The organism is Xanthomonas sp. A1809 (genome assembly GCF_017746015.1).
GTDB classification, from domain to species: domain Bacteria; phylum Pseudomonadota; class Gammaproteobacteria; order Xanthomonadales; family Xanthomonadaceae; genus Xanthomonas; species Xanthomonas euvesicatoria.
Genome location: NZ_JAGHWZ010000004.1, coordinates 300,910 through 318,310, shown reverse-complemented (window position 1 = coordinate 318,310; position 17,401 = coordinate 300,910). Strand labels below are relative to the sequence as shown.

General features: G+C 66.2%; 17 protein-coding genes. 10 read left to right on the top strand and 7 right to left on the bottom strand.

Annotated elements, in window-relative coordinates; genetic code table 11:
• Positions 1–74 precede the first annotated feature (74 nt).
• Both J7396_RS05290 and J7396_RS05285 read right to left on the bottom strand, forming a co-directional pair.
• Positions 75–1,031, bottom strand: coding sequence for a PDR/VanB family oxidoreductase (locus J7396_RS05290; protein WP_209261102.1), 957 nt, complete (start codon positions 1,029–1,031; stop codon positions 75–77).
• A 17-nt stretch (positions 1,032–1,048) separates the two neighbouring features.
• Positions 1,049–2,101, bottom strand: coding sequence for an aromatic ring-hydroxylating dioxygenase subunit alpha (locus J7396_RS05285; protein WP_011346019.1), 1,053 nt, complete (start codon positions 2,099–2,101; stop codon positions 1,049–1,051).
• Positions 2,102–2,226: 125 nt separating this feature from the next.
• On the opposite strand from J7396_RS05285, the gene J7396_RS05280 reads away from it, so the two are divergent.
• Together J7396_RS05280 and J7396_RS05275 are read left to right on the top strand one after the other, a co-directional pair.
• Complete coding sequence (locus J7396_RS05280) at positions 2,227–3,144, top strand: LysR family transcriptional regulator (RefSeq protein WP_008575625.1); 918 nt, start codon at positions 2,227–2,229, stop codon at positions 3,142–3,144.
• A 211-nt stretch (positions 3,145–3,355) separates the two neighbouring features.
• Positions 3,356–4,168 carry a TatD family hydrolase gene (locus J7396_RS05275; protein ID WP_031420743.1) on the top strand — a complete coding sequence of 271 codons (813 nt, stop codon included), beginning with the start codon at positions 3,356–3,358 and terminating at the stop codon, positions 4,166–4,168.
• Positions 4,169–4,279: 111 nt separating this feature from the next.
• On the opposite strand, the gene J7396_RS05270 is transcribed toward J7396_RS05275, so the two are convergent.
• Complete coding sequence (locus J7396_RS05270) at positions 4,280–4,948, bottom strand: hypothetical protein (protein ID WP_071118473.1); 669 nt, start codon at positions 4,946–4,948, stop codon at positions 4,280–4,282.
• Between the two features lie 332 nt (positions 4,949–5,280).
• Here J7396_RS05270 and J7396_RS05265 point away from each other — a divergent pair, with 332 nt between their 5' ends.
• The gene (locus J7396_RS05265) at positions 5,281–6,159 is read left to right on the top strand and encodes a hypothetical protein (protein ID WP_209261101.1); all 879 of its coding nucleotides are present in this window, start codon (positions 5,281–5,283) and stop codon (positions 6,157–6,159) included.
• A gap of 286 nt (positions 6,160–6,445) precedes the next feature.
• On the opposite strand, the gene J7396_RS05260 is transcribed toward J7396_RS05265, so the two are convergent.
• Positions 6,446–7,333: a LysR family transcriptional regulator gene (locus tag J7396_RS05260; RefSeq protein WP_209261100.1), complete on the bottom strand. Its 888-nt coding sequence runs from the start codon at positions 7,331–7,333 to the stop codon at positions 6,446–6,448.
• Between the two features lie 96 nt (positions 7,334–7,429).
• Between J7396_RS05260 and J7396_RS05255 the strand changes: the two genes are divergently transcribed.
• Positions 7,430–8,722: an MFS transporter gene (locus tag J7396_RS05255; protein ID WP_209261099.1), complete on the top strand. Its 1,293-nt coding sequence runs from the start codon at positions 7,430–7,432 to the stop codon at positions 8,720–8,722.
• Positions 8,723–8,741: 19 nt separating this feature from the next.
• Here the strand turns inward: J7396_RS05255 and J7396_RS05250 are convergent, their stop codons facing one another.
• Positions 8,742–9,170: a MerR family transcriptional regulator gene (locus J7396_RS05250; RefSeq protein WP_008575614.1), complete on the bottom strand. Its 429-nt coding sequence runs from the start codon at positions 9,168–9,170 to the stop codon at positions 8,742–8,744.
• Positions 9,171–9,259: 89 nt separating this feature from the next.
• On the opposite strand from J7396_RS05250, the gene J7396_RS05245 reads away from it, so the two are divergent.
• From J7396_RS05245 to purU, 6 genes are all read left to right on the top strand, one after another.
• Positions 9,260–10,180: an alpha/beta hydrolase gene (locus tag J7396_RS05245; RefSeq protein WP_014089073.1), complete on the top strand. Its 921-nt coding sequence runs from the start codon at positions 9,260–9,262 to the stop codon at positions 10,178–10,180.
• Positions 10,181–10,458: 278 nt separating this feature from the next.
• Positions 10,459–11,340, top strand: coding sequence for an NAD-dependent protein deacetylase (locus tag J7396_RS05240; RefSeq protein WP_033479224.1), 882 nt, complete (start codon positions 10,459–10,461; stop codon positions 11,338–11,340).
• A gap of 59 nt (positions 11,341–11,399) precedes the next feature.
• Positions 11,400–12,518, top strand: coding sequence for an NADH:flavin oxidoreductase/NADH oxidase (locus tag J7396_RS05235; RefSeq protein WP_209261098.1), 1,119 nt, complete (start codon positions 11,400–11,402; stop codon positions 12,516–12,518).
• 34 nt (positions 12,519–12,552) lie between these two features.
• A complete protein-coding gene (locus J7396_RS05230; protein ID WP_014089075.1) occupies positions 12,553–13,431 on the top strand; it encodes an NAD(P)-dependent oxidoreductase in 879 nt (292 codons plus the stop codon).
• Between the two features lie 213 nt (positions 13,432–13,644).
• Positions 13,645–14,037: an XVIPCD domain-containing protein gene (locus J7396_RS05225; protein ID WP_008574877.1), complete on the top strand. Its 393-nt coding sequence runs from the start codon at positions 13,645–13,647 to the stop codon at positions 14,035–14,037.
• Positions 14,038–14,276: 239 nt separating this feature from the next.
• Positions 14,277–15,128 carry a formyltetrahydrofolate deformylase gene (purU, locus tag J7396_RS05220; protein WP_014089076.1) on the top strand — a complete coding sequence of 284 codons (852 nt, stop codon included), beginning with the start codon at positions 14,277–14,279 and terminating at the stop codon, positions 15,126–15,128.
• A gap of 114 nt (positions 15,129–15,242) precedes the next feature.
• Here purU and J7396_RS05215 read toward each other — a convergent pair whose 3' ends face one another.
• Together J7396_RS05215 and baeS are read right to left on the bottom strand one after the other, a co-directional pair.
• Positions 15,243–15,926 carry a response regulator gene (locus J7396_RS05215; RefSeq protein WP_209261097.1) on the bottom strand — a complete coding sequence of 228 codons (684 nt, stop codon included), beginning with the start codon at positions 15,924–15,926 and terminating at the stop codon, positions 15,243–15,245.
• Complete coding sequence (gene baeS, locus J7396_RS05210) at positions 15,923–17,302, bottom strand: sensor histidine kinase efflux regulator BaeS (protein WP_008574883.1); 1,380 nt, start codon at positions 17,300–17,302, stop codon at positions 15,923–15,925. Before baeS ends, J7396_RS05215 begins: the two co-directional genes overlap by 4 nt.
• Between the last annotated feature and the right edge of the window lie 99 nt (positions 17,303–17,401).

Genomic DNA, 17,401 nt, shown 5'->3' with positions numbered 1-17,401 from the left:
GCCGTCGTGATGGACAAGCGATGGCAGGCTGCGTGAGGTGACTGACAACCGCAATGGCGCTGCGACGACCGAGCTCAAAGATCCAGCACCAACCGTGGCGAGCGGCTGCGCGAACAGCACACGGTGATCTGCCGGTTGGCGGCGCGTTCGGCGTCGCTGAGCACGCTGTCGCGGTGATCTGGCGTGCCAGCCAGCACGCCGGTCAGACAGGCGCCGCACATGCCTTGTTCGCACGACAGCGGCACCTCGATACCCGCATCGCGCAGGGCGCTGGCGATGCTGCAATCGGCCGGCACCTGCACCACGCGGCCGCTGGCAGCCAGTTCCACCTCGAACGCGCTGTCGGCATCGTGGGCGAGGCTGGGCGCGGCGGCGAAGTGTTCGCGATGCAGCTGTGCCGCCGTCCAGCCATGCGCCTTTGCCAGCACGGTGAAGTGGTCCATGAACGCCGCCGGCCCGCACAGATACAGCTGATCGCGCGCGCCTGCCTGGCGCAGTTCCTCGGGCACATGCACGCGTGGACTCTGCCCGCCATCGCTCAGGTGCAGGTACACCTGCCCATGCGTAAAGCCTTGTTGCAGCCGCTGCGAAAACGCCACATCCGCATGCCGGCGTGCGTAGTAGTGCAGCACGAAGGGCTCGCCGCGCGCTTCCAGTGCTTGGGCCATCGACAGCAGCGGGGTGATGCCGATGCCGGCCGCCAGCAGCACATGGCGCTCGCCGGGGTGCAGCGGAAACAGATTGCGCGGTGTGGAGATGCGCAGGCGGTCGCCGGTTGCGAGCTGTTCGCACAGATGCCGTGAGCCGCCACGCGAGGCGTCTGCCAGCTTGACGCACAGCAGATAGTGGTCGCGCACATGCGGCGCGCTGGCGATCGAATACTGGCGAACCAAGCCATCCGGCAGATGCAGGTCGACATGCGCGCCGGCCTCGAAGGCCGGCAATTGCGCGCCCACCGGTTCCAGCCGGATCGCGCGCTGGCGGTGACCCTGATCGACGACGTCGGCAACGCGCACTTCATGCAGGCTCATGCGGGTGTCCTCGGCCGTCAGCGCAGGAAGAAGTCGCTATAGCCCTGGCTGCGCAGCCCGCGGCGATAGGCGATGGAACTGCGATCGGCGGGAATGTGCACTTCCAGCAGCGGGTCCAGCGGCAAATACTCCGGCCGCTGCGCTTCCACCATGGCGCGGTCTTCTTCGAACACGCGCAGGTTGAAGGCGTGCACGTCTTCCACCGGCAGATGGGTGTCGAAATTGCGCGCGATCGGCACCAGCAGCCGGGTGGCGTGCTTGGACACCGGGCTGGCGGCATTCATGATCACCAACCGCTTGCCCGGTACCGGGAAGTGGATGGTGAGCGTGGCGGTGAAGGGCAGATGCACTTCGAAGTGGCGTAGCCACTGGAAGTCCGGCGCCACGTCGGGCAGCGGCATGTCCACCGAATAGTTGGCCACGGTGCTCAGGTAATCGGCGTTGAAGCCGGTCGGCGTTTCGGTGGTGGTGTAGGCCGGCACTTCGCGCTTGTCCGGCTGTGCGAACGTGGCGGTGTGCACGAAGGCGAAATGCGCCACGTCGATGAAGCCTTCCAGCTGCCGCGCGGCGCTGCCGCCGATGTCGAAGGCCGGGCAGACGATCTGCTGGAAGCCGTCTTCGTCCCAGCCCGGCATCGGTGGAATCTGGATGTCCGCATCGCTCACCCCGGCCGGCTTGGCCAGGCACACCCAGATCAGCCCGTAGCGTTCGGCCACCGCATAGGTGTGCAGACGCATCCTGGCCGGGATGTTCTGGCTGGGGCTGGCCGGGATATGGTTGCAGCGCCCGCCCGCGCCGAAGCGCAGGCCGTGATAGGCGCACACCACGCCGCCGCCATCGGCCGTGCCCATGCTCAGCGGCACCCCGCGGTGCGGGCAGACGTCGCGCGCGGCCACCAACTCGCTGCCCAGCCGGTACAACACCAGCGGCTCGTCCAGCAGGGTGGCCTTGAACGGCGCTTCGCTCACCTCGCTGCTCAGCGCCACCGCATGCCAGTGCCGGGCCAGGCGCTGCCAATCGGCGGCCTCGAAGGTGCAGTGCAGCGGCAGGGCGGGGACGGCGACATCCATGGGCGGTCTCTGGCGTGGGGCGGGAGCGGTGCCGGATTGACTCTAGGAAGCCGGGGGTGTGTGATCAAACATCGTTTTTCCGCCAAGCCATTGCAAAAAATGCAACGCCAACCGAGCCCCGCCGCATGCTGACCTTTTCGCGCTTTACCCGGTATTTCATCGAAGTGGCCCGCTGCGGCAGCATCCGCAAGGCCTCCGAGGTGTTGCACGTGTCGGCGTCGGCGATCGACCGGCAGATTCTCAAGGCCGAGGAAGAACTGGGCGCCCAGCTGTTCGAGCGCCTGCCCGGCCGGTTGCGGCTCACCGCCGCCGGCGAGCTGTTGCTGGTGGACGTGCGCGGCTGGGAGAAGGCCTACGCACGCACCCTGGAGCGCTTCGACGAGCTCAAGGGCCTGCGCCGGGGGCATGTGGAGATCGCCATGATCGACGCGCTCAGCGAAGGCGTGGTGCCCGCGGCGGTGGCCGCGCTGGTGCAGGAGTACCCGGGCATCACCTTCAACCTGTCCACCGCGCGCAACCAGCGGGTGATGGAAATGGTGACCTCGGCCGATGTGGATATTGGCCTGCTGCTGGACCCGGTCAGCAGCGTGGACCTGGAGGTGCGCGCATTTGCAGACATTCCGCTCGGCATTGCGATGCCGGTGGGGCACCCGTTGAGTACCCGTACCGAGCTGCAGCTGAGCGAGACGTTGGAGCACCGTCTATTGCTGCCGGCCGCGCCGCTGATCGTCGGCGAGCACGCCAAGGTGCTGTACCAGCGCCAGCACATCGATGTGAAGCGGCTCACCCACTGCAACGACGTGCGCACCCTGCGCGGCCTGGTGCGTGCCGGCGCCGGCGTGGGGCTGATGTCGTGGCTGGACGCCGCCCCGGACGTGGCCGACGGGCGCCTGGCCTTCGTGCCGTTTCGTCAGCACCTGACCAAACCGATGACGCTGGCGCTGTGCGTGGCCCCGCAGCGGCAGCTCTCGCGCTCGGCGCAGCTGGCGATCCAGGCGCTGGCGGCAAAGATCGATGCGATGGCGGTGCCGGCGGTGGGGTGAGTGTGTCGCGCAGGCGGCCCTCATCCCTGCCCCTCTCCCGCAGGGGAAAGGCCGTGCGTTCGTGCAGGCTCGTGGCTGCAGGCACCGCTGACCGCATGCAGATCCCGTTACGGATGTTCTTTCCCCCGCCTGCCGGAGCAGGTGCCCGCAGGGCGGATGAGCAACCTCACCCAGTACAATCACCCCCTGTTCTTTCAGGCGATACCGCAGCATGCAATTGATCGATATCGGCGCCAACCTCACCCATGACGCGTTCGATCGCGATCGCGATGCGGTGCTGCAACGCGCACGCGATGCCGGGGTGGCGCAGCTGGTGATTACCGGCGCCAGCCGCGAGCATTCGCCGCTGGCCCTGCAACTGGCGCAGCAACACCCCGGATTTCTCTACGCCACCGCCGGCGTGCATCCGCATCACGCAGTGGAATTCACTGCCGAATGCGAAGCGGAAATGCGCACCCTGCAGGCGCATCCGCAGGTGGTGGCAGTGGGCGAGTGTGGGCTGGATTACTTCCGCGATTTTGCGCCGCGCCCTGCGCAGCACAAGGCCTTCGAACGCCAGCTGCAGTTGGCCGCCGACAACGGCAAGCCGCTGTTCCTGCACCAGCGCGATGCGCATGAGGATTTCATCGCCATCATGCGCAGCTTCGAAGGCCGCCTGGGTGCGGCGGTGGTGCACTGCTTCACCGGCACGCGCGAAGAACTGTTCGCGTATCTGGACCGCGACTACTACATCGGCATCACCGGATGGCTGTGCGATGAGCGCCGCGGTGCGCACCTGCGCGAGCTGGTGCGCAACATTCCGGCCAACCGGTTGATGATCGAAACCGATGCGCCGTACCTGCTGCCGCGCACGCTAAAGCCGATGCCCAAGGACCGCCGCAACGAGCCGATGTTCCTGTCGCACATCGTCCAAGAGCTGGCGCGCGATCGTGGCGAAGATGTCGCGGTGACCGCCGCCAACAGCACGGCCGCGGCGCGTGCGTTCTTCCGCTTGCCGGAGCCTGCCAGCGCCACGAGCGGCTGACAGCATTTCGCAATCGTGCTGCAATCGCGCGCTGTTACCGCAGTGCACGCGTGCCGCACCGAGCCGGCCGTATCTGCCGGCGGTGAGCGCAGTGCTGCTGTGCGCGGAAGTTTACGCGGCCAGCAATTCCCACCCCTGCGCATCGCGCAGGCGCAGGCCGGGTTCTGGCGCGTCCACGCTGATGCGCAGGCCGTCGGCCCAGGGCAGTTGCCGTTGTTGCGGAAACCACCGCCGGCGCTGGTCGACTACGATCAACAGGCCGTGGTCATCGCCCAAGGCCGCAAAGCCCTCCAGCGGCGGGGCGAAGGGTTGCAGGCCGAAGTGATGCGCCAGGCTGCGCGTCACCACCTCGACATTGTTGCTAGGCAGGCCGATTTCGCTCAGGCACAGCAGTTCTTCGCCGCCGAACTGGCCTTCACCGACCGGTGCATCCTGCAAGGCATTGCGCGCGATCAACTCCAGCACTGCGCCATCGGGCCCGGCGAAGTACACCGAGTGCGACTGCCACACGCCGTCCAGGGCGAAATGCTCGCGACCGTGTGCATCGCTCAGCAAGGTGGCGCGTGCGCCAATCCACTGCGCAGCGGCTTGGAAGCGCGACGGGGCTACGTTGAAGGCCAGATGCACGCTGCCCACCGGCCGCTGCGCCTGCACGCATTCCAGTGTGCTCCAGCCGATGCGCACCGCGTTGCCATGGATGGGCAACTGCAGTACATCGCGGTAGAAGCGCAGGGTCAGGTCGGGGTCCAGGCAGGGCAGTACCAGATGACGCAGATGCATGGCGGCAATGTCGTTGGAAAACCGGCATTGAACGACCTCAAGCGCAGTTGAGGTCAAGCGTTTCACTCTGCGCGTCGTAACCGGTGGTGAGTAAGTGCCGGCCTGCGGGCTGACCTGGCTGAGTTTTGCCTGCAATTGCTGGCATCGATCAATTTCAATGTTCACAGCCACTCGTTAGTTGCCCGACAGTTCGCTGCTTCGCAGGCCGGGCCTTCGCATACGCAAGCGGGATTTCCATCGGCGTGGACGCGGCGTGCGCATCATTGCCTATGCTTTAGAAAAGCATGGGAGATGTACAAATGGGAAACTGCCTACGCATACCCTCTGCAAACATGGCGCCCGCGTTGCCGGAGCATGGCACTGCCGAAGTGTCCACCAGCAACCCCATGCCGCATGCAGGAAATATGACGGCTGGGCCGCAGGAGCACACTGCCGTCGAGGGTTGCGCAGGACGCCAGATTGCCGATATGTGGCTGTCATCCCTGGAGCGACCGGCCCGCAGACCCTCCGGGAGTAGGAGCCAACCCACCGCCCAGTCGCGCCCCCAATCGAAGTTGGAAAAGTTGACCGAGCAACGCCAATCGATGCTACAGCGCGCGATCATTCTGGAAGACCAGTGGCGGAGTCTTCAGGAACGCTGCGCGAGAACAGGTGTTGGCGGCCGGCAAGCATTCAATCTCGATATTCTCAAGGGAATCATTGACCGGGACAAACAGGCGTTGGAGCGCATGGGCGGTGAAGGTAGCTATATCGCTGAGCGCCACCTTCACCGAATCGAACGCACACTGCTGGATTTTGAGAAAAAAATCAGCAATCAAAAAAAACTGGAATCGCATCTTGCAAAAGCGAACGATTTCCTGGCCCGGCTGAAGCTGCTGAAAGACGAGCTCTCAAGCCGAGGCGAAAACAAGGATATCTTGAATGATATCGATTTAAATATAAAAGATTTGGAAGGCATCTTGAATGAACTGACGAGGATTGATGCCAATGGTGCCGGCATCGAATACGACGGCTGCCGTGGAGGTGCCATCGCGTACTTCGATAGTGTCACTATATCGCTTGAAGCGATGCTTCGAAGTCAGGATTCGGGCTATTCTGATTATCTGCGGCCTGCGCTGGCCAATGTCCTACAGGATGGTTACTCACCAAGCAGGCGGAAGGCGGTAAGCGATGCTGGGATGCGCGGTGGCGCCAGCGATGGCATCTTTTGAAGAGCGAGCCCGCAGAGTCTCAATGGTCTCCATAGGACGGCGATTGGTCTTCCAAAGCGCAGCCACGCAACGTCTGCCTCGGTGTTCCCTGCGCGAGTAACAACCTGGCACTGCCCAGACGTCGATGATCTGGGAAACGATGGGTTGCTACTCGAACGATGTCTGCAGTGAGCGCCGGCCCCTCGCGGTCGGTGTATGCGGTCGGCAATGATCAGGGCCTAGGGTCAACATCGTTCCAACGGCATCAAGCAGGAACGTCGCTGTATCGTAGGTCGTGTGGCCAGCGCTAGATCAACTTGGCCAGCGCCCACAAATGCCGCACCAACGGTGTGGTTTCCAGTCCACCCGGCGCGGCGGCCAGGGCCAGTCGCGCCAGCGGCATATGGCCTTCGATATCCAGATAGCGCACGCCGGGCCGCTGCAGCTGCGCGGTGGAGGCGGGCACCACCGAAACGCCCAGCTCGGCGGCCACCAGATTGATGATGGACGACATCTGTGGCGCTTCCTGGGTGATGCGCAAGGTCACGCCGGAGTCGCGGCAGGCGGCGAGGATTTCGTCGTACAGGCTCGAGCCGAAACTGCGCGGAAACAGGATGAAGGGTTCCCCGGCCAGCGCCGCCAACGGCGCGCTGTTGCGCGTGGCCAGGGGGTGCGCGGCGGGGACGGCGATCTTCATCGGCTCGTCGGCAAAGCGCAGCAATTGCAGATCCGGTGGCGTGCTCAGCCCATAGCGCACGAACGCCGCATCCAGACGGCCATCGGCCAGCCCGACCAGCAGGCTGGCAGTATTGGTTTCTTCCAGCAGCAACTCCACCTGCGGCCACTTGCGGCGGAAGTCGCGAATCAGGCGCGGCACCACCGGGCTGAAGGCGGCAGAGGCGGTGAAGCCCAGGCGCAACCGTCCGGATTCGCCACGCGCCACCCGGCGTGCGGTTTCGGCGGCGCGTTCCACATCGGCAAGCACGCGCCGCACCTCGCTCACAAACGCCTCGCCAGCCGGAGTGAGCTCGGCGCCGCTGTGGGTGCGCCGAAACAACGGCGTGCCCAGCTCGCGTTCCAGGGTCTGGATCTGCTGGCTGAGCGGCGGTTGGCCAATGCCCACGCGGGCGGCGGCGCGGGTGAAATTGCCTTCTTCGGCAACCGCAAGGAAATAGCGCAGGTGACGCAGCTCCATCCATCTGTTCCAGATATGGCAACTGCCAGCATCATATATTGGACAGGGGGTGGCGGCAGGCGAATACTCCCCTTCCCACGTCACACGTGCACTGCCGTGTCTTCCTCCGATCATCGCCCGGGTTTGTCGCCTGACCCACCCACCCGTTCCGACCCCGACCCCGACGCCGACGCCGACGCACCTGCAGCGGTGCGCATTCGCCTGGCGCTGTTTCTGGCCGGCTTTGCGACCTTTTCGCTGCTCTACAGCGTGCAGCCATTGCTGCCGGAATTTGCGCGTGCCTTCAAGGTGGACCCAGCGACCGCCTCTCTGCCGTTGTCGCTGGCGACCGGTGCGCTGGCGCTGGCGATTTTTGGTGCTGGCGCAGTGTCGGAAAACCTGGGCCGGCGCGGATTGATGTTCGTGTCGATCGCATTGGCGGCAGGCCTCAATCTGATTGCTGCGTTCCTGCCGCACTGGGGCGCGCTGGTGGTGGTGCGTACCTTGTCCGGCATCGCGCTGGGCGGGGTGCCGGCGGTGGCGATGGTGTACCTGGGCGAAGAATTGCCGGCCAGCAAGATGGGGGCGGCCACCGGCCTGTACGTGGCCGGCAATGCCTTTGGCGGCATGAGCGGGCGCATCGTGATGAGCGTGCTGACCGACCACACCGATTGGCGCACCGCATTGGCGGTGTTGAGCGTGTTCGACCTGCTGTGCGCGCTGGCGTTCTTCTGGCTGCTGCCGCCGTCGCGCAATTTCGTGCGCCGGCACGGCATCAACCTGCGCTTCCATCTGCGCGCCTGGGCCGGGCACCTGCGCGATCGCAATCTGCCGTTTCTGTTCGCGCTGCCGTTCCTGTTGATGGGTGTGTTTGTGTGCCTGTACAACTACGCCGGCTTTCGCCTGGGCGGGCCGGAATTCGGCTTGAGCCAGAGCCAGATCGGGATGATCTTCAGCGCCTATGTGTTCGGCATCGTCAGTTCCTCGGTGGCCGGTGCGGCATCGGACCGGTTCGGGCGCGGGCCAGTGGTCACGATCGGCATCGTGCTGTGCGGGCTCGGCGTGGCGCTGACCCTGGCGCACGTGCTGGCGTTGGTGGTGGCCGGCATCGTGGTGGTGACGATCGGGTTCTTCATCGCGCATTCGGCCGCCAGCGCATGGGTGAGCCGGCTCGGTGGTGCGCATCGCAGCCATGCCGCGTCGCTGTATCTGCTGGCGTATTACGCCGGCTCCAGCGTGATCGGCGCGCTCGGCGGCTGGTTCTGGCAACACGGCGGCTGGGCCGCGTTGGTCGGCATGTGCCTGACATTGTTGATGCTGGCGCTTGCGTCGGCATACGTGCTGCGCCAACGTGCCGACGATGCACGCCCCTATGGCCGGTTTGCCCCGCATCCTGCGCGGGGCGAGTGATGCAGCGCGCCCGACGCTTCTAGCGCGCCCGCTGGCGCCGTGTGGCTTGCGCGGCTGAAGACGTGGCGGCCGTTGCATCCCCGGCTGCCTGCGCCAAGGTTGCCAACAGATGCGCACGCCGCCGCTCCAGATCGGCCAGCTGGCGCTCGATCAGTTGCAGGCGCGCGCGATGCGCCGGCGCGGTTTCCGGGCACATCTGCGCGCCTTCCACCAGGCGCATGCACTCAGGAAAGCCGACAATCTCATCCAGGTTGAAACCTGTTGCAATCAGGCGCTGTATCTGGCGCACCTGTGCAATGCATGCGTGAGGAAAGACCCGGTAGCCGTTGGCGCTGCGCGAGGATGTCAGCAACCCGTGCGCATCGTAATGACGGATCGAACGCACGCTGGCGCCGGTCTGTTGCGCCAGCGCACCAATGCGCAGCAAGGGTTCAGAGCAAGCGGCCATGCGCCAAGCATACGCTGCGCGCACGGCTTGACCCTCACATTGGTGTGAGGCTGCACGATCACGGCTCTTATTCGTCTGGAGCTCACCCGATGTCCGTTCGCCTGTTGCCCGGCAGCCGCATGCTGCCGCTGCGCTACCTGTTGGCGTGTGTGATGTTGATATGTTCGATGTGGGCGACAGCCAGCCCGAGCGACATTGCGACCGCACGCAGCTATACCGTCACCGCACCCGATGGCGTGCGCCTGGCGGTGCAGGAGCACGGCGCCACCGATGGCACGGCCATCGTCTTCGTGCATGGCCTGCTCGGGAGTCGCATCAATTGGGATGCACAACTGGCCGATGTGCGCCTGCAGCGGTATCGGCTGATTACGTACGATTTGCGCGGGCATGGCGCTTCCGGCAGGCCGGCTGCCGCATCGGCGTATCAAGACGGCATGCGTTGGGCCGACGACCTGGCTGCCGTGTTGAAGGCCGCAAACGCGCGCCAGGCGGTCCTGGTGGGCTGGTCCCTGGGCGGCGCGGTGATCAGCAACTACCTGAGCCGATATGGCGATACCGGGCTTGCCGGCGTGGTGTACGTCGACGGTGTGATCGAACTGCGCGCAGAGCAGTTGGGCGCGCATCCGGCGGTCTATCGCGATCTGGTTTCGCCCGATCTGCGTACGCATCTGCAGGCGGTGCGGGATTTCCTGCGGCTGTGCTTTGCCACCCAACCGCCGGTGCCGGTGTTCGAGACCTTGCTGGCCAACGCATCGCTGGCCTCGTGGGATATGCAGCGTGCCGTGCAAGGCATGTCGATCGATGTCGGCGGCCTGCAGCGCACGCGCCTGCCGGTCCTGCTGATGTACGGCGCGCGCGATGCCCTGGTCGCCACCGAGCCGACCGTGGCGCGTGCGCGCCAGCTGCAGCCGCGCGCGCAGACCGTGCTGTATCCGGATGCCGGGCATGCGCCGTTCCTGGAGGACAGTGCGCGTTTCAATCAGGATCTGCTGCGCTTTGTCGAGCACTGAACGCGCCGCGCATTGAGCGCCGGCAGCCACAACATGCCCCACCGCGAACGGCTCGAAACCACCTGCGCGGCCATGGCGTGATGCCGTACCGTCTGCGTGCCCGCATCCAGGGCGGCGCGTTGCGCGTATTCGGTGTAAATCTTCACTTGTCGACGACGGTGTGATGTGCACAGCTATGCGCGAACAAGCGCGCCGGTCTGGCGGCCGACACGGCGCCGCGGCGGGCCGGGCACGTGGCGCTGGCGCAACGTGCTCCCATGGCTTTCCGGAACTACCACATGACCGCTGTCCCTGCCCACGACGATCACCCGCTGCAGGACTTCATCGCGCGCCATCGGCGCCTGTTCGTGCTCACCGGTGCCGGCTGCAGTACCGATTCGGGCATTCCCGATTACCGGGACCTGCAAGGCGGCTGGAAGCGTCCACAGCCGGTGACGTTCCAGGCGTTCATGGGCGAGCTATCCACGCGGCAGCGCTACTGGGCGCGCAGCCTGGTCGGCTGGCCGCGCTTCGGCCAGGCACAACCCAATGCCACCCATCACGCGCTCGCCGCGCTGGAAGCGCGCGGCCAGTTGGAAGTGCTGCTCACCCAGAACGTGGACCGCCTGCATCAGGCCGCTGGCAGCCAGGCGGTGATCGATCTGCATGGCCGGCTCGATGTGGTGCGCTGCATGGGCTGCGAGCGCCGCATGCCACGCAGCGAATTTCAACTGTTGCTTGAGCAGGCCAATCCGGGCTGGGCAGCGCTTGAGGCCGCGCAGGCGCCCGATGGCGACGCCGATCTGGACGATGTGGCCTTCGAGCATTTCGTGGTGCCGCCGTGCCCGGTGTGCGGTGGCGTGCTCAAGCCGGATGTGGTGTTCTTCGGCGAGAACGTGCCGCGCGAGCGGGTGGAGCGCGCCTTTGCGCATCTGCACGCTGCCGATGCAGTGCTGGTGGTGGGTTCGTCGTTGATGGTGTACTCGGGCTTTCGCTTCGTGCAGACCGCCGCGCGCAACGGCTTGCCGATCGCCGCGCTCAACTTCGGGCGCACGCGTGCGGACGCGCTGCTGACGTTGAAGGTGGAGCAGTCGTGTGCGCAGGCGCTGGCGTTCCTGCACGGGCCGACGGACCTGCCGCGTGTACGTAGCGTCAATGACGCCGGTGCGCGCTCTGCATGACGCAGTGATCCATCGCAGCGGTTGTGCCGGCGCGCGCGGCGCAGTGCAATAAGCACCCCATGTCAGCTGTGGATGCCGCCTTGAGCCAGTTGTTCTCCCCCATCACCTTCGGTCCGCTCGCGCTCGCCAACCGGATTGTCATTGCGCCGATGTGCCAGTACTCGGCACAGGACGGCCGCGCCAGCGATTGGCACCGCATCCACCTGGGCACCTTGTCGCAATCGGGCGCCGGCTTGCTGATTCTCGAAGCGGCGGCGGTGGTGCCGGAAGGGCGCATCAGTTACGCCGATCTTGGTTTGTACGACGATGCGACCGAGCAGGCCCTGGCCGAGGTGTTGCACTCGGTACGACGCTGGTCGCCGATGCCGATCGGCATCCAGCTGGCGCACGCCGGCCGCAAGGCGTCGACCGATCTGCCGTGGAAAGGCGGCGAGGCCATCGCACCCGATCATGCGCATGGCTGGCAGACCGTGTCTGCATCGGCGCTGCCGTTCCGGCAGGGACAGCCGGTGCCGCAGGCATTGGACGAGGCGGGGATCGATGCCGTGGTGGACGCCTTTGTCGCATCGGCAAAACGTGCCGAACGGCTGGGCCTGGAGTTGATCGAACTGCACGCCGCACATGGTTATCTGATGCATCAGTTCCTGTCGCCGCTGAGCAACCAGCGCAGCGATGCGTATGGCGGGTCGCTGGAAAACCGCATGCGGCTGACGCTACGCATCTTCGATGCGGTGCGTGCGGCAGTGTCCGAAAAAATCGCCATTGGCGTGCGCATCTCGGCCACCGATTGGGTCCAAGGCGGTTGGGATGTGCAGCAGAGCATTGCCTTGTCGCAGGCGCTGGATGCACGCGGCGCGCATTACATCCACGTCTCCAGCGGCGGGCTTGATCCACGCCAGCAGATTCCGTTGCAGGCGGGCTATCAGATTCCGTTCGCACAGGAGATTCGCGCGCAGGTGAACACGCCGGTGATTGGCGTAGGCTTGATCACCGAGCCGGCGCAGGCCGAGGCGATTTTGCAGGAAGGCCAGGCCGACGCGATCGCGCTGGCGCGTGGCATCCTGTACGACCCACGCTGGCCGTGGCATGCCGCCGCGGCACTGGGCGCATCGGTCACGCCGGCACCGCAATACCTGCGTTGCGAACCGCGCGATGCGCGGGGCGTGTTCGCCAACTGACTTCACCTGACGTCATACCGAACAAGGACACCGCATGCCGATAGGATTTCTGGGCTTGGGCACGATGGGCCTGCCGATGGCGCACAACCTGCTGCGTGGCGGGTTCGCGTTGAGCGTGTGGAACCGTTCGCCCGAACGCGCCCAGCCGCTGCACGACGCTGGCGCCACGGTGGTGGAGCAACCGCACGATACCGCGCACGGCCCGCTGCTGTTTTCGATGCTGGCCGACGACGATGCAGTGCGCCAGACCGTGCTGGAGCGTGGCGTACTGGACGCGCTGCCGGCGGGCAGCGTGCACGTCAACATGGCCACCATTTCGGTGGCGCTGGCACACGAGTTGACCGCGCTGCATGCCGAACGTGGCGTGGCCTACGTGGCCGCGCCGGTGCTTGGGCGTGTGGATGTAGCCGAAGCCGGCAAGCTCAATATCCTGGCCGCCGGCGATGAAGCGGCCGTGGCTCGGGTGCAGCCGATGTTCGATGCGCTGGGGCAGAAGACCTGGTACATCGGTCGCGCACCGGAGCAGGCCAATGCAGTGAAGCTGGCCGCCAACTTCTGCCTGGCCAGCGCCATCGGCGCCATGGCCGAAGCCAGTGCGCTGGCACGCGGTCACGGTGTGGATGCCACGCAATTTCTGGGCATGCTCACCAGCACCTTGTTCGCCGCGCCCGCCTACCAGGGCTATGGCCGGCTGATCATGCAGCGCCAATACCTGCCGGCGGGTTTCACCGCCACGCTGGGCCGCAAGGATGTGGACCTGGCCATCCAGGCCGGCGCCGACAAGCAGGTGCCGATGCCGTTGGGCGAACTGCTGCGCGCAGGGCTGGACGAGGCCATTGCGCATGGCGACGGCAACGCAGACTGGGCGGTCCTGGCGGACGTCTCGGCGCGGCGGGCAGGGCAGGTGGCCTGATCACCTTGCGCAACGCGGATTGAGCCCTGCGCAAGGCACTTGGCTTCATGCCACGACGGCCCACCGCTTGCTCACCCAAACATGCAGCGGACCTTCTAAAATGCCGGCTCGTTACAGCCGCCGCTCCAGGGAGGATGCGATGCGACACCTGCAGATCACGCTCGGCTTGGCCGCGCGCGCGCCGCGCGCACGGGCTTGCGCCGGTGGCACGCGATGACCGACGCACCGGTCATCCACCAGGGCCCGGTGGGCCCCGACCATCCCGAGCACCCGGACCACTACCTGTTCGCACAGATCCGCGAAGCGGTCAGCGTGCTGGACGCCGAGTTAGGCAAGCCCGTGGACCAGGCAAGCGAGCGCATGGCCGCGCGCCTGCTGCCGCTGGCCAAGCAGCATGGCTTCGACCAGGTGGACTACGTGGTGCTCAGCCGCCATCTGGGCGAAGTCGGCGAGAACGTGTTCCTGGTGCGTGGCGAGCTGTCCGACCCCGCGCATCTGCGTGCACACATCACCACGCAGGAAGCCATGGAAACATCGGTGGACGCATCGCTTGCGCAGCTGGAGGAGATCAACCGGCGGCTGATGCTGCGTTTGCCGCCGCGCTGAGTGCCGATGCCGGACGTGCGTGGCGGTGCCGCGCATCCGGCATCGGTGCATGCATGGCCCTGCCGGGCGACACGTGATGTTGGCTGCACGTCATCTTGCAGTACGAGCGCAACGCCGCCACGGTCAGAGCGTCAAACATCGGCTGGACGGCACGCCGGTTTTTGCACCCGTTCGCACTGCAAAAGTTACCGACGCAAGCACTGCGTCGGTGATGTCGCGCATTGGCTATCATTGCGCCGATGCGCTCCGACTACATCCTCACCCTGTCCTGTCCCGACCGCACCGGTATCGTCTATCGCGTGACCGGGCTGCTGTTCGACCTGGCCTGCAACATCCTCGACGCACAGCAATTCGGCGACGACGAAAGCGGGCGATTCTTTCTGCGCGTGCATTTCCACAAACCGGCAAAGACCGACATTGCCGCGCTGGAGCAGCGCTTTGCCGTGCTCGCTGGCGAATTTCAGATGACATGGCAACTGCATGACGCACGCCGCCGCGCGCGCCTGCTGGTGCTGGTGAGCAAGCAGGGCCATTGCCTCAACGACCTGTTGTTCCGCATGCACAGCCGGCAATTGCCGGTGGACATCGCTGCGGTGGTCTCCAACCACACCGACTTCGCGCCGTTGGCAGCCTCCTACGGCATCGCCTTCCACCATCTGCCCGTGAGCGCCGACACGCGCGCCGCGCAGGAAGCGCAGCTGCTCGCCCTGGTCGATGATCTGCAGATCGATCTGGTGGTGCTGGCGCGCTACATGCAGATCCTGTCGCCGCAGCTGTGCCGGGCACTGGCCGGGCGCGCGATCAATATCCATCACAGTTTCCTGCCCAGTTTCAAGGGCGCGCAGCCGTATCACCAGGCGCACGCGCGCGGGGTCAAGATCATCGGCGCCACCGCGCACTACGTCACCGAAGATCTGGACGAAGGCCCGATCATCGAGCAGGACGTCGCCCGCGTGGACCACGCCATGACCCCGCGCGACCTGATCCGCCTGGGCAGCGACACCGAATCGCTGGTGCTGGCGCGCGCAGTACGCCGCCACGTCGAACACCGCATCGTGCTCAATGGACATCGCACGGTGGTGTTTCGTTGAGGCGGGGAGTCGGGATTCGGGATTGGGGATTCGCGAAAGCGGCTTGACCGATTGCGTTTCAGCCATGGCGCTACCGCTCTTGCCAATCCCGAATCCCGAATCCCCAATCCCGAATCACGGCTCGAAGCGATACCCCGCGCCATAGACCGAGCGGACCCAGTCCTCGCCGCCGGCGTCGGCGAGCTTGCGGCGTAGATTCTTGACGTGGCTGTCGACAGTGCGGTCGGTGACGATGCGGTGGTCGGCGTAGAGCCGGCCCATCAGTTGCTCGCGCGAGTACACCCGCCTCGGGGCGGCGGCGAGGGTGCGCAGCAGGCGGAACTCGACCTGGGTCAGGTCCAGGGCGCGGCCGTCCACGCTGGCGCGACAGGCATCCTCGTCGATATGCAGGCCCGGTGCCGGTGCGCCGTGGGGGTCGTGGCGATGACGGCGCAACACTGCCTGGACACGCGCCACCACTTCGCGCGGGCTGAACGGCTTGCAGATGTAGTCGTCCGCGCCGATCTCCAGGCCCAGCAGGCGGTCGATTTCCTCCACGCGTGCGGTGACCATGATGACCGGCACCGCGCTTTCCCTGCGCAGGTCGCGGCAGATGTCCAGGCCGCCACGGTTGGGCAGCATCAGGTCCAGCAACACCAGGTCCGGCTGCTGCGCGCGGAATGCGCCCAACGCTTGCGCGCCATCGGCGATCCAGTCGTGCGAATAGCCGGCCGCGTGCAGGTACTCGCCCAACACCGCGGCCAGGCGCGGTTCGTCCTCGACGATCAGCACATGCCCGATCGGGGACGCGCTGCTCATGCGGCCAGCGCCGGCAAGCGCAGCACCATGCGCAGCCCGCCCAGTGCGGAAGCCTCGGCGTGGATCGAGCCGCCGTGTGCCTCGGCGATGTTGCGGCAGATCGCCAGGCCCAGGCCGCTGCCGCCGCTGGCACGATTGCGTGAGGCCTCGGTGCGGTAGAAGCGTTCGAACAACCGCGCGCGCTTGTCTGCATCCACGCCTGGCGCGCTGTCTTCGACCACCAGCTCCAGCACCGCGCCGCGGCGCACGCAGTGCACCTGCACCGTGCCACCGGCGTCGGTGTAGCGCAGCGTGTTTTCCAGCAGGTTGCCCAGCAGTTGCTGCAGACGGCGCTCGTCGCCGTCCAGCTGCAGCGGGCCGGCATCGATCTGCGCCTGCACCTGCAGCTGTGCGGCGGCAAAGCGCGCGTGCAAGCCGTCCAGCACGGTTGCCAGGATGACCGCCAGATCGACGGGAGCGCGCCGATACGCCAGCGCACCGACATCGGTCAGCGACACGTCGTACAGGTCCTCGATCAGCTTGCCCAACTGGCCGACCTGCTGGTGCAGCGACCCCAGCGAGTTGGGTGTCATCGGCCGGATGCCGTCCTGCAGTGCTTCCAGTTCGGCGCGCAGGACCGCCAGCGGCGTGCGCAGCTCGTGCGAGATGTCGGCCATGAAGTCGCGCCGCGCGCGTTCGTTGTGCTCCAACGCTTGCGCCAGCAGGTTGAAATCGCGCGCCAGCTGGCCCAGTTCGTCGCGCGCCGCAGCGTCGATGCGGGTGGCATAGTCGCCCGCAGCGAGCAGGTGGGTGGCCTGGGTCAGGCCACGCAGGCGCCGCAGCAAGGTGCGCGACAACAGCCAGCCGAGCAGCGCGGCGACCAGCAGGCAGGCGCCGCCGATCGCCCACCACGCGCGTTGCTGGGCGGCGTAGAAGCGCGCGTCCGCCGCCGCCAGCGCCTTCTGGAACGGCAGCATCGCCATCCAGCCGACGGTGCGGCCGCCAACCACCACCGGGCGCAGGATGTCGTGGCGGCCGACATCCGGATTGCCAATCACCGGCGTGTAGTCCTGGTCGAGCAGCGCGAAGCGAAACACCGCGCCGGTCTGGTCGGAAATCGGCGGTGCCTCGCGCGGCGGGCCGGGGCCACGCTCCGGGCGCATCAGGACGAACCAGGCATCGGGATTGTCGCGCACGAACTCCCAGCTGCCGTGCCGCGCGTATTCGGCCCTGACCCGTGGCAAGGTCTCTTGCATGCGCTCTACGCCCTGTTCGTTGAGGTAGTCCAGGAACTGGCGTTTGACGAAGGCCTGCACCGCGATGCCGTTGATCAGCAGCACTGCCACGCACGCGGCGAGGATGGCGAGAAACAGCTTGGCGGTGATACCCAGTTTCATCGAAGAGGTGATGCGAAGCGCGGTAACCGCAGCTGCTGCGTATTAGCCGGGTCGGGCCAGGGGAAATCAAGCGAATCGACGCCGCGGCCGGCAATCTCC

Excerpts from the sequence above, each read along its gene's own strand:
- J7396_RS05290 (WP_209261102.1), bottom strand. The coding sequence starts at position 1,031 with ATGAGCCTGCATGAAGTGCGCGTTGCCGACGTCGTCGATCAGGGTCAC.
- J7396_RS05285 (WP_011346019.1), bottom strand. The coding sequence starts at position 2,101 with ATGGATGTCGCCGTCCCCGCCCTGCCGCTGCACTGCACCTTCGAGGCC.
- J7396_RS05280 (WP_008575625.1), top strand. The coding sequence starts at position 2,227 with ATGCTGACCTTTTCGCGCTTTACCCGGTATTTCATCGAAGTGGCCCGC.
- J7396_RS05275 (WP_031420743.1), top strand. The coding sequence starts at position 3,356 with ATGCAATTGATCGATATCGGCGCCAACCTCACCCATGACGCGTTCGAT.
- J7396_RS05270 (WP_071118473.1), bottom strand. The coding sequence starts at position 4,948 with ATGCATCTGCGTCATCTGGTACTGCCCTGCCTGGACCCCGACCTGACC.
- J7396_RS05265 (WP_209261101.1), top strand. The coding sequence starts at position 5,281 with ATGGCGCCCGCGTTGCCGGAGCATGGCACTGCCGAAGTGTCCACCAGC.
- J7396_RS05260 (WP_209261100.1), bottom strand. The coding sequence starts at position 7,333 with ATGGAGCTGCGTCACCTGCGCTATTTCCTTGCGGTTGCCGAAGAAGGC.
- J7396_RS05250 (WP_008575614.1), bottom strand. The coding sequence starts at position 9,170 with ATGGCCGCTTGCTCTGAACCCTTGCTGCGCATTGGTGCGCTGGCGCAA.
- J7396_RS05245 (WP_014089073.1), top strand. The coding sequence starts at position 9,260 with ATGTCCGTTCGCCTGTTGCCCGGCAGCCGCATGCTGCCGCTGCGCTAC.
- J7396_RS05240 (WP_033479224.1), top strand. The coding sequence starts at position 10,459 with ATGACCGCTGTCCCTGCCCACGACGATCACCCGCTGCAGGACTTCATC.
- J7396_RS05235 (WP_209261098.1), top strand. The coding sequence starts at position 11,400 with ATGTCAGCTGTGGATGCCGCCTTGAGCCAGTTGTTCTCCCCCATCACC.
- J7396_RS05230 (WP_014089075.1), top strand. The coding sequence starts at position 12,553 with ATGCCGATAGGATTTCTGGGCTTGGGCACGATGGGCCTGCCGATGGCG.
- J7396_RS05225 (WP_008574877.1), top strand. The coding sequence starts at position 13,645 with ATGACCGACGCACCGGTCATCCACCAGGGCCCGGTGGGCCCCGACCAT.
- purU (WP_014089076.1), top strand. The coding sequence starts at position 14,277 with ATGCGCTCCGACTACATCCTCACCCTGTCCTGTCCCGACCGCACCGGT.
- J7396_RS05215 (WP_209261097.1), bottom strand. The coding sequence starts at position 15,926 with ATGAGCAGCGCGTCCCCGATCGGGCATGTGCTGATCGTCGAGGACGAA.
- baeS (WP_008574883.1), bottom strand. The coding sequence starts at position 17,302 with ATGAAACTGGGTATCACCGCCAAGCTGTTTCTCGCCATCCTCGCCGCG.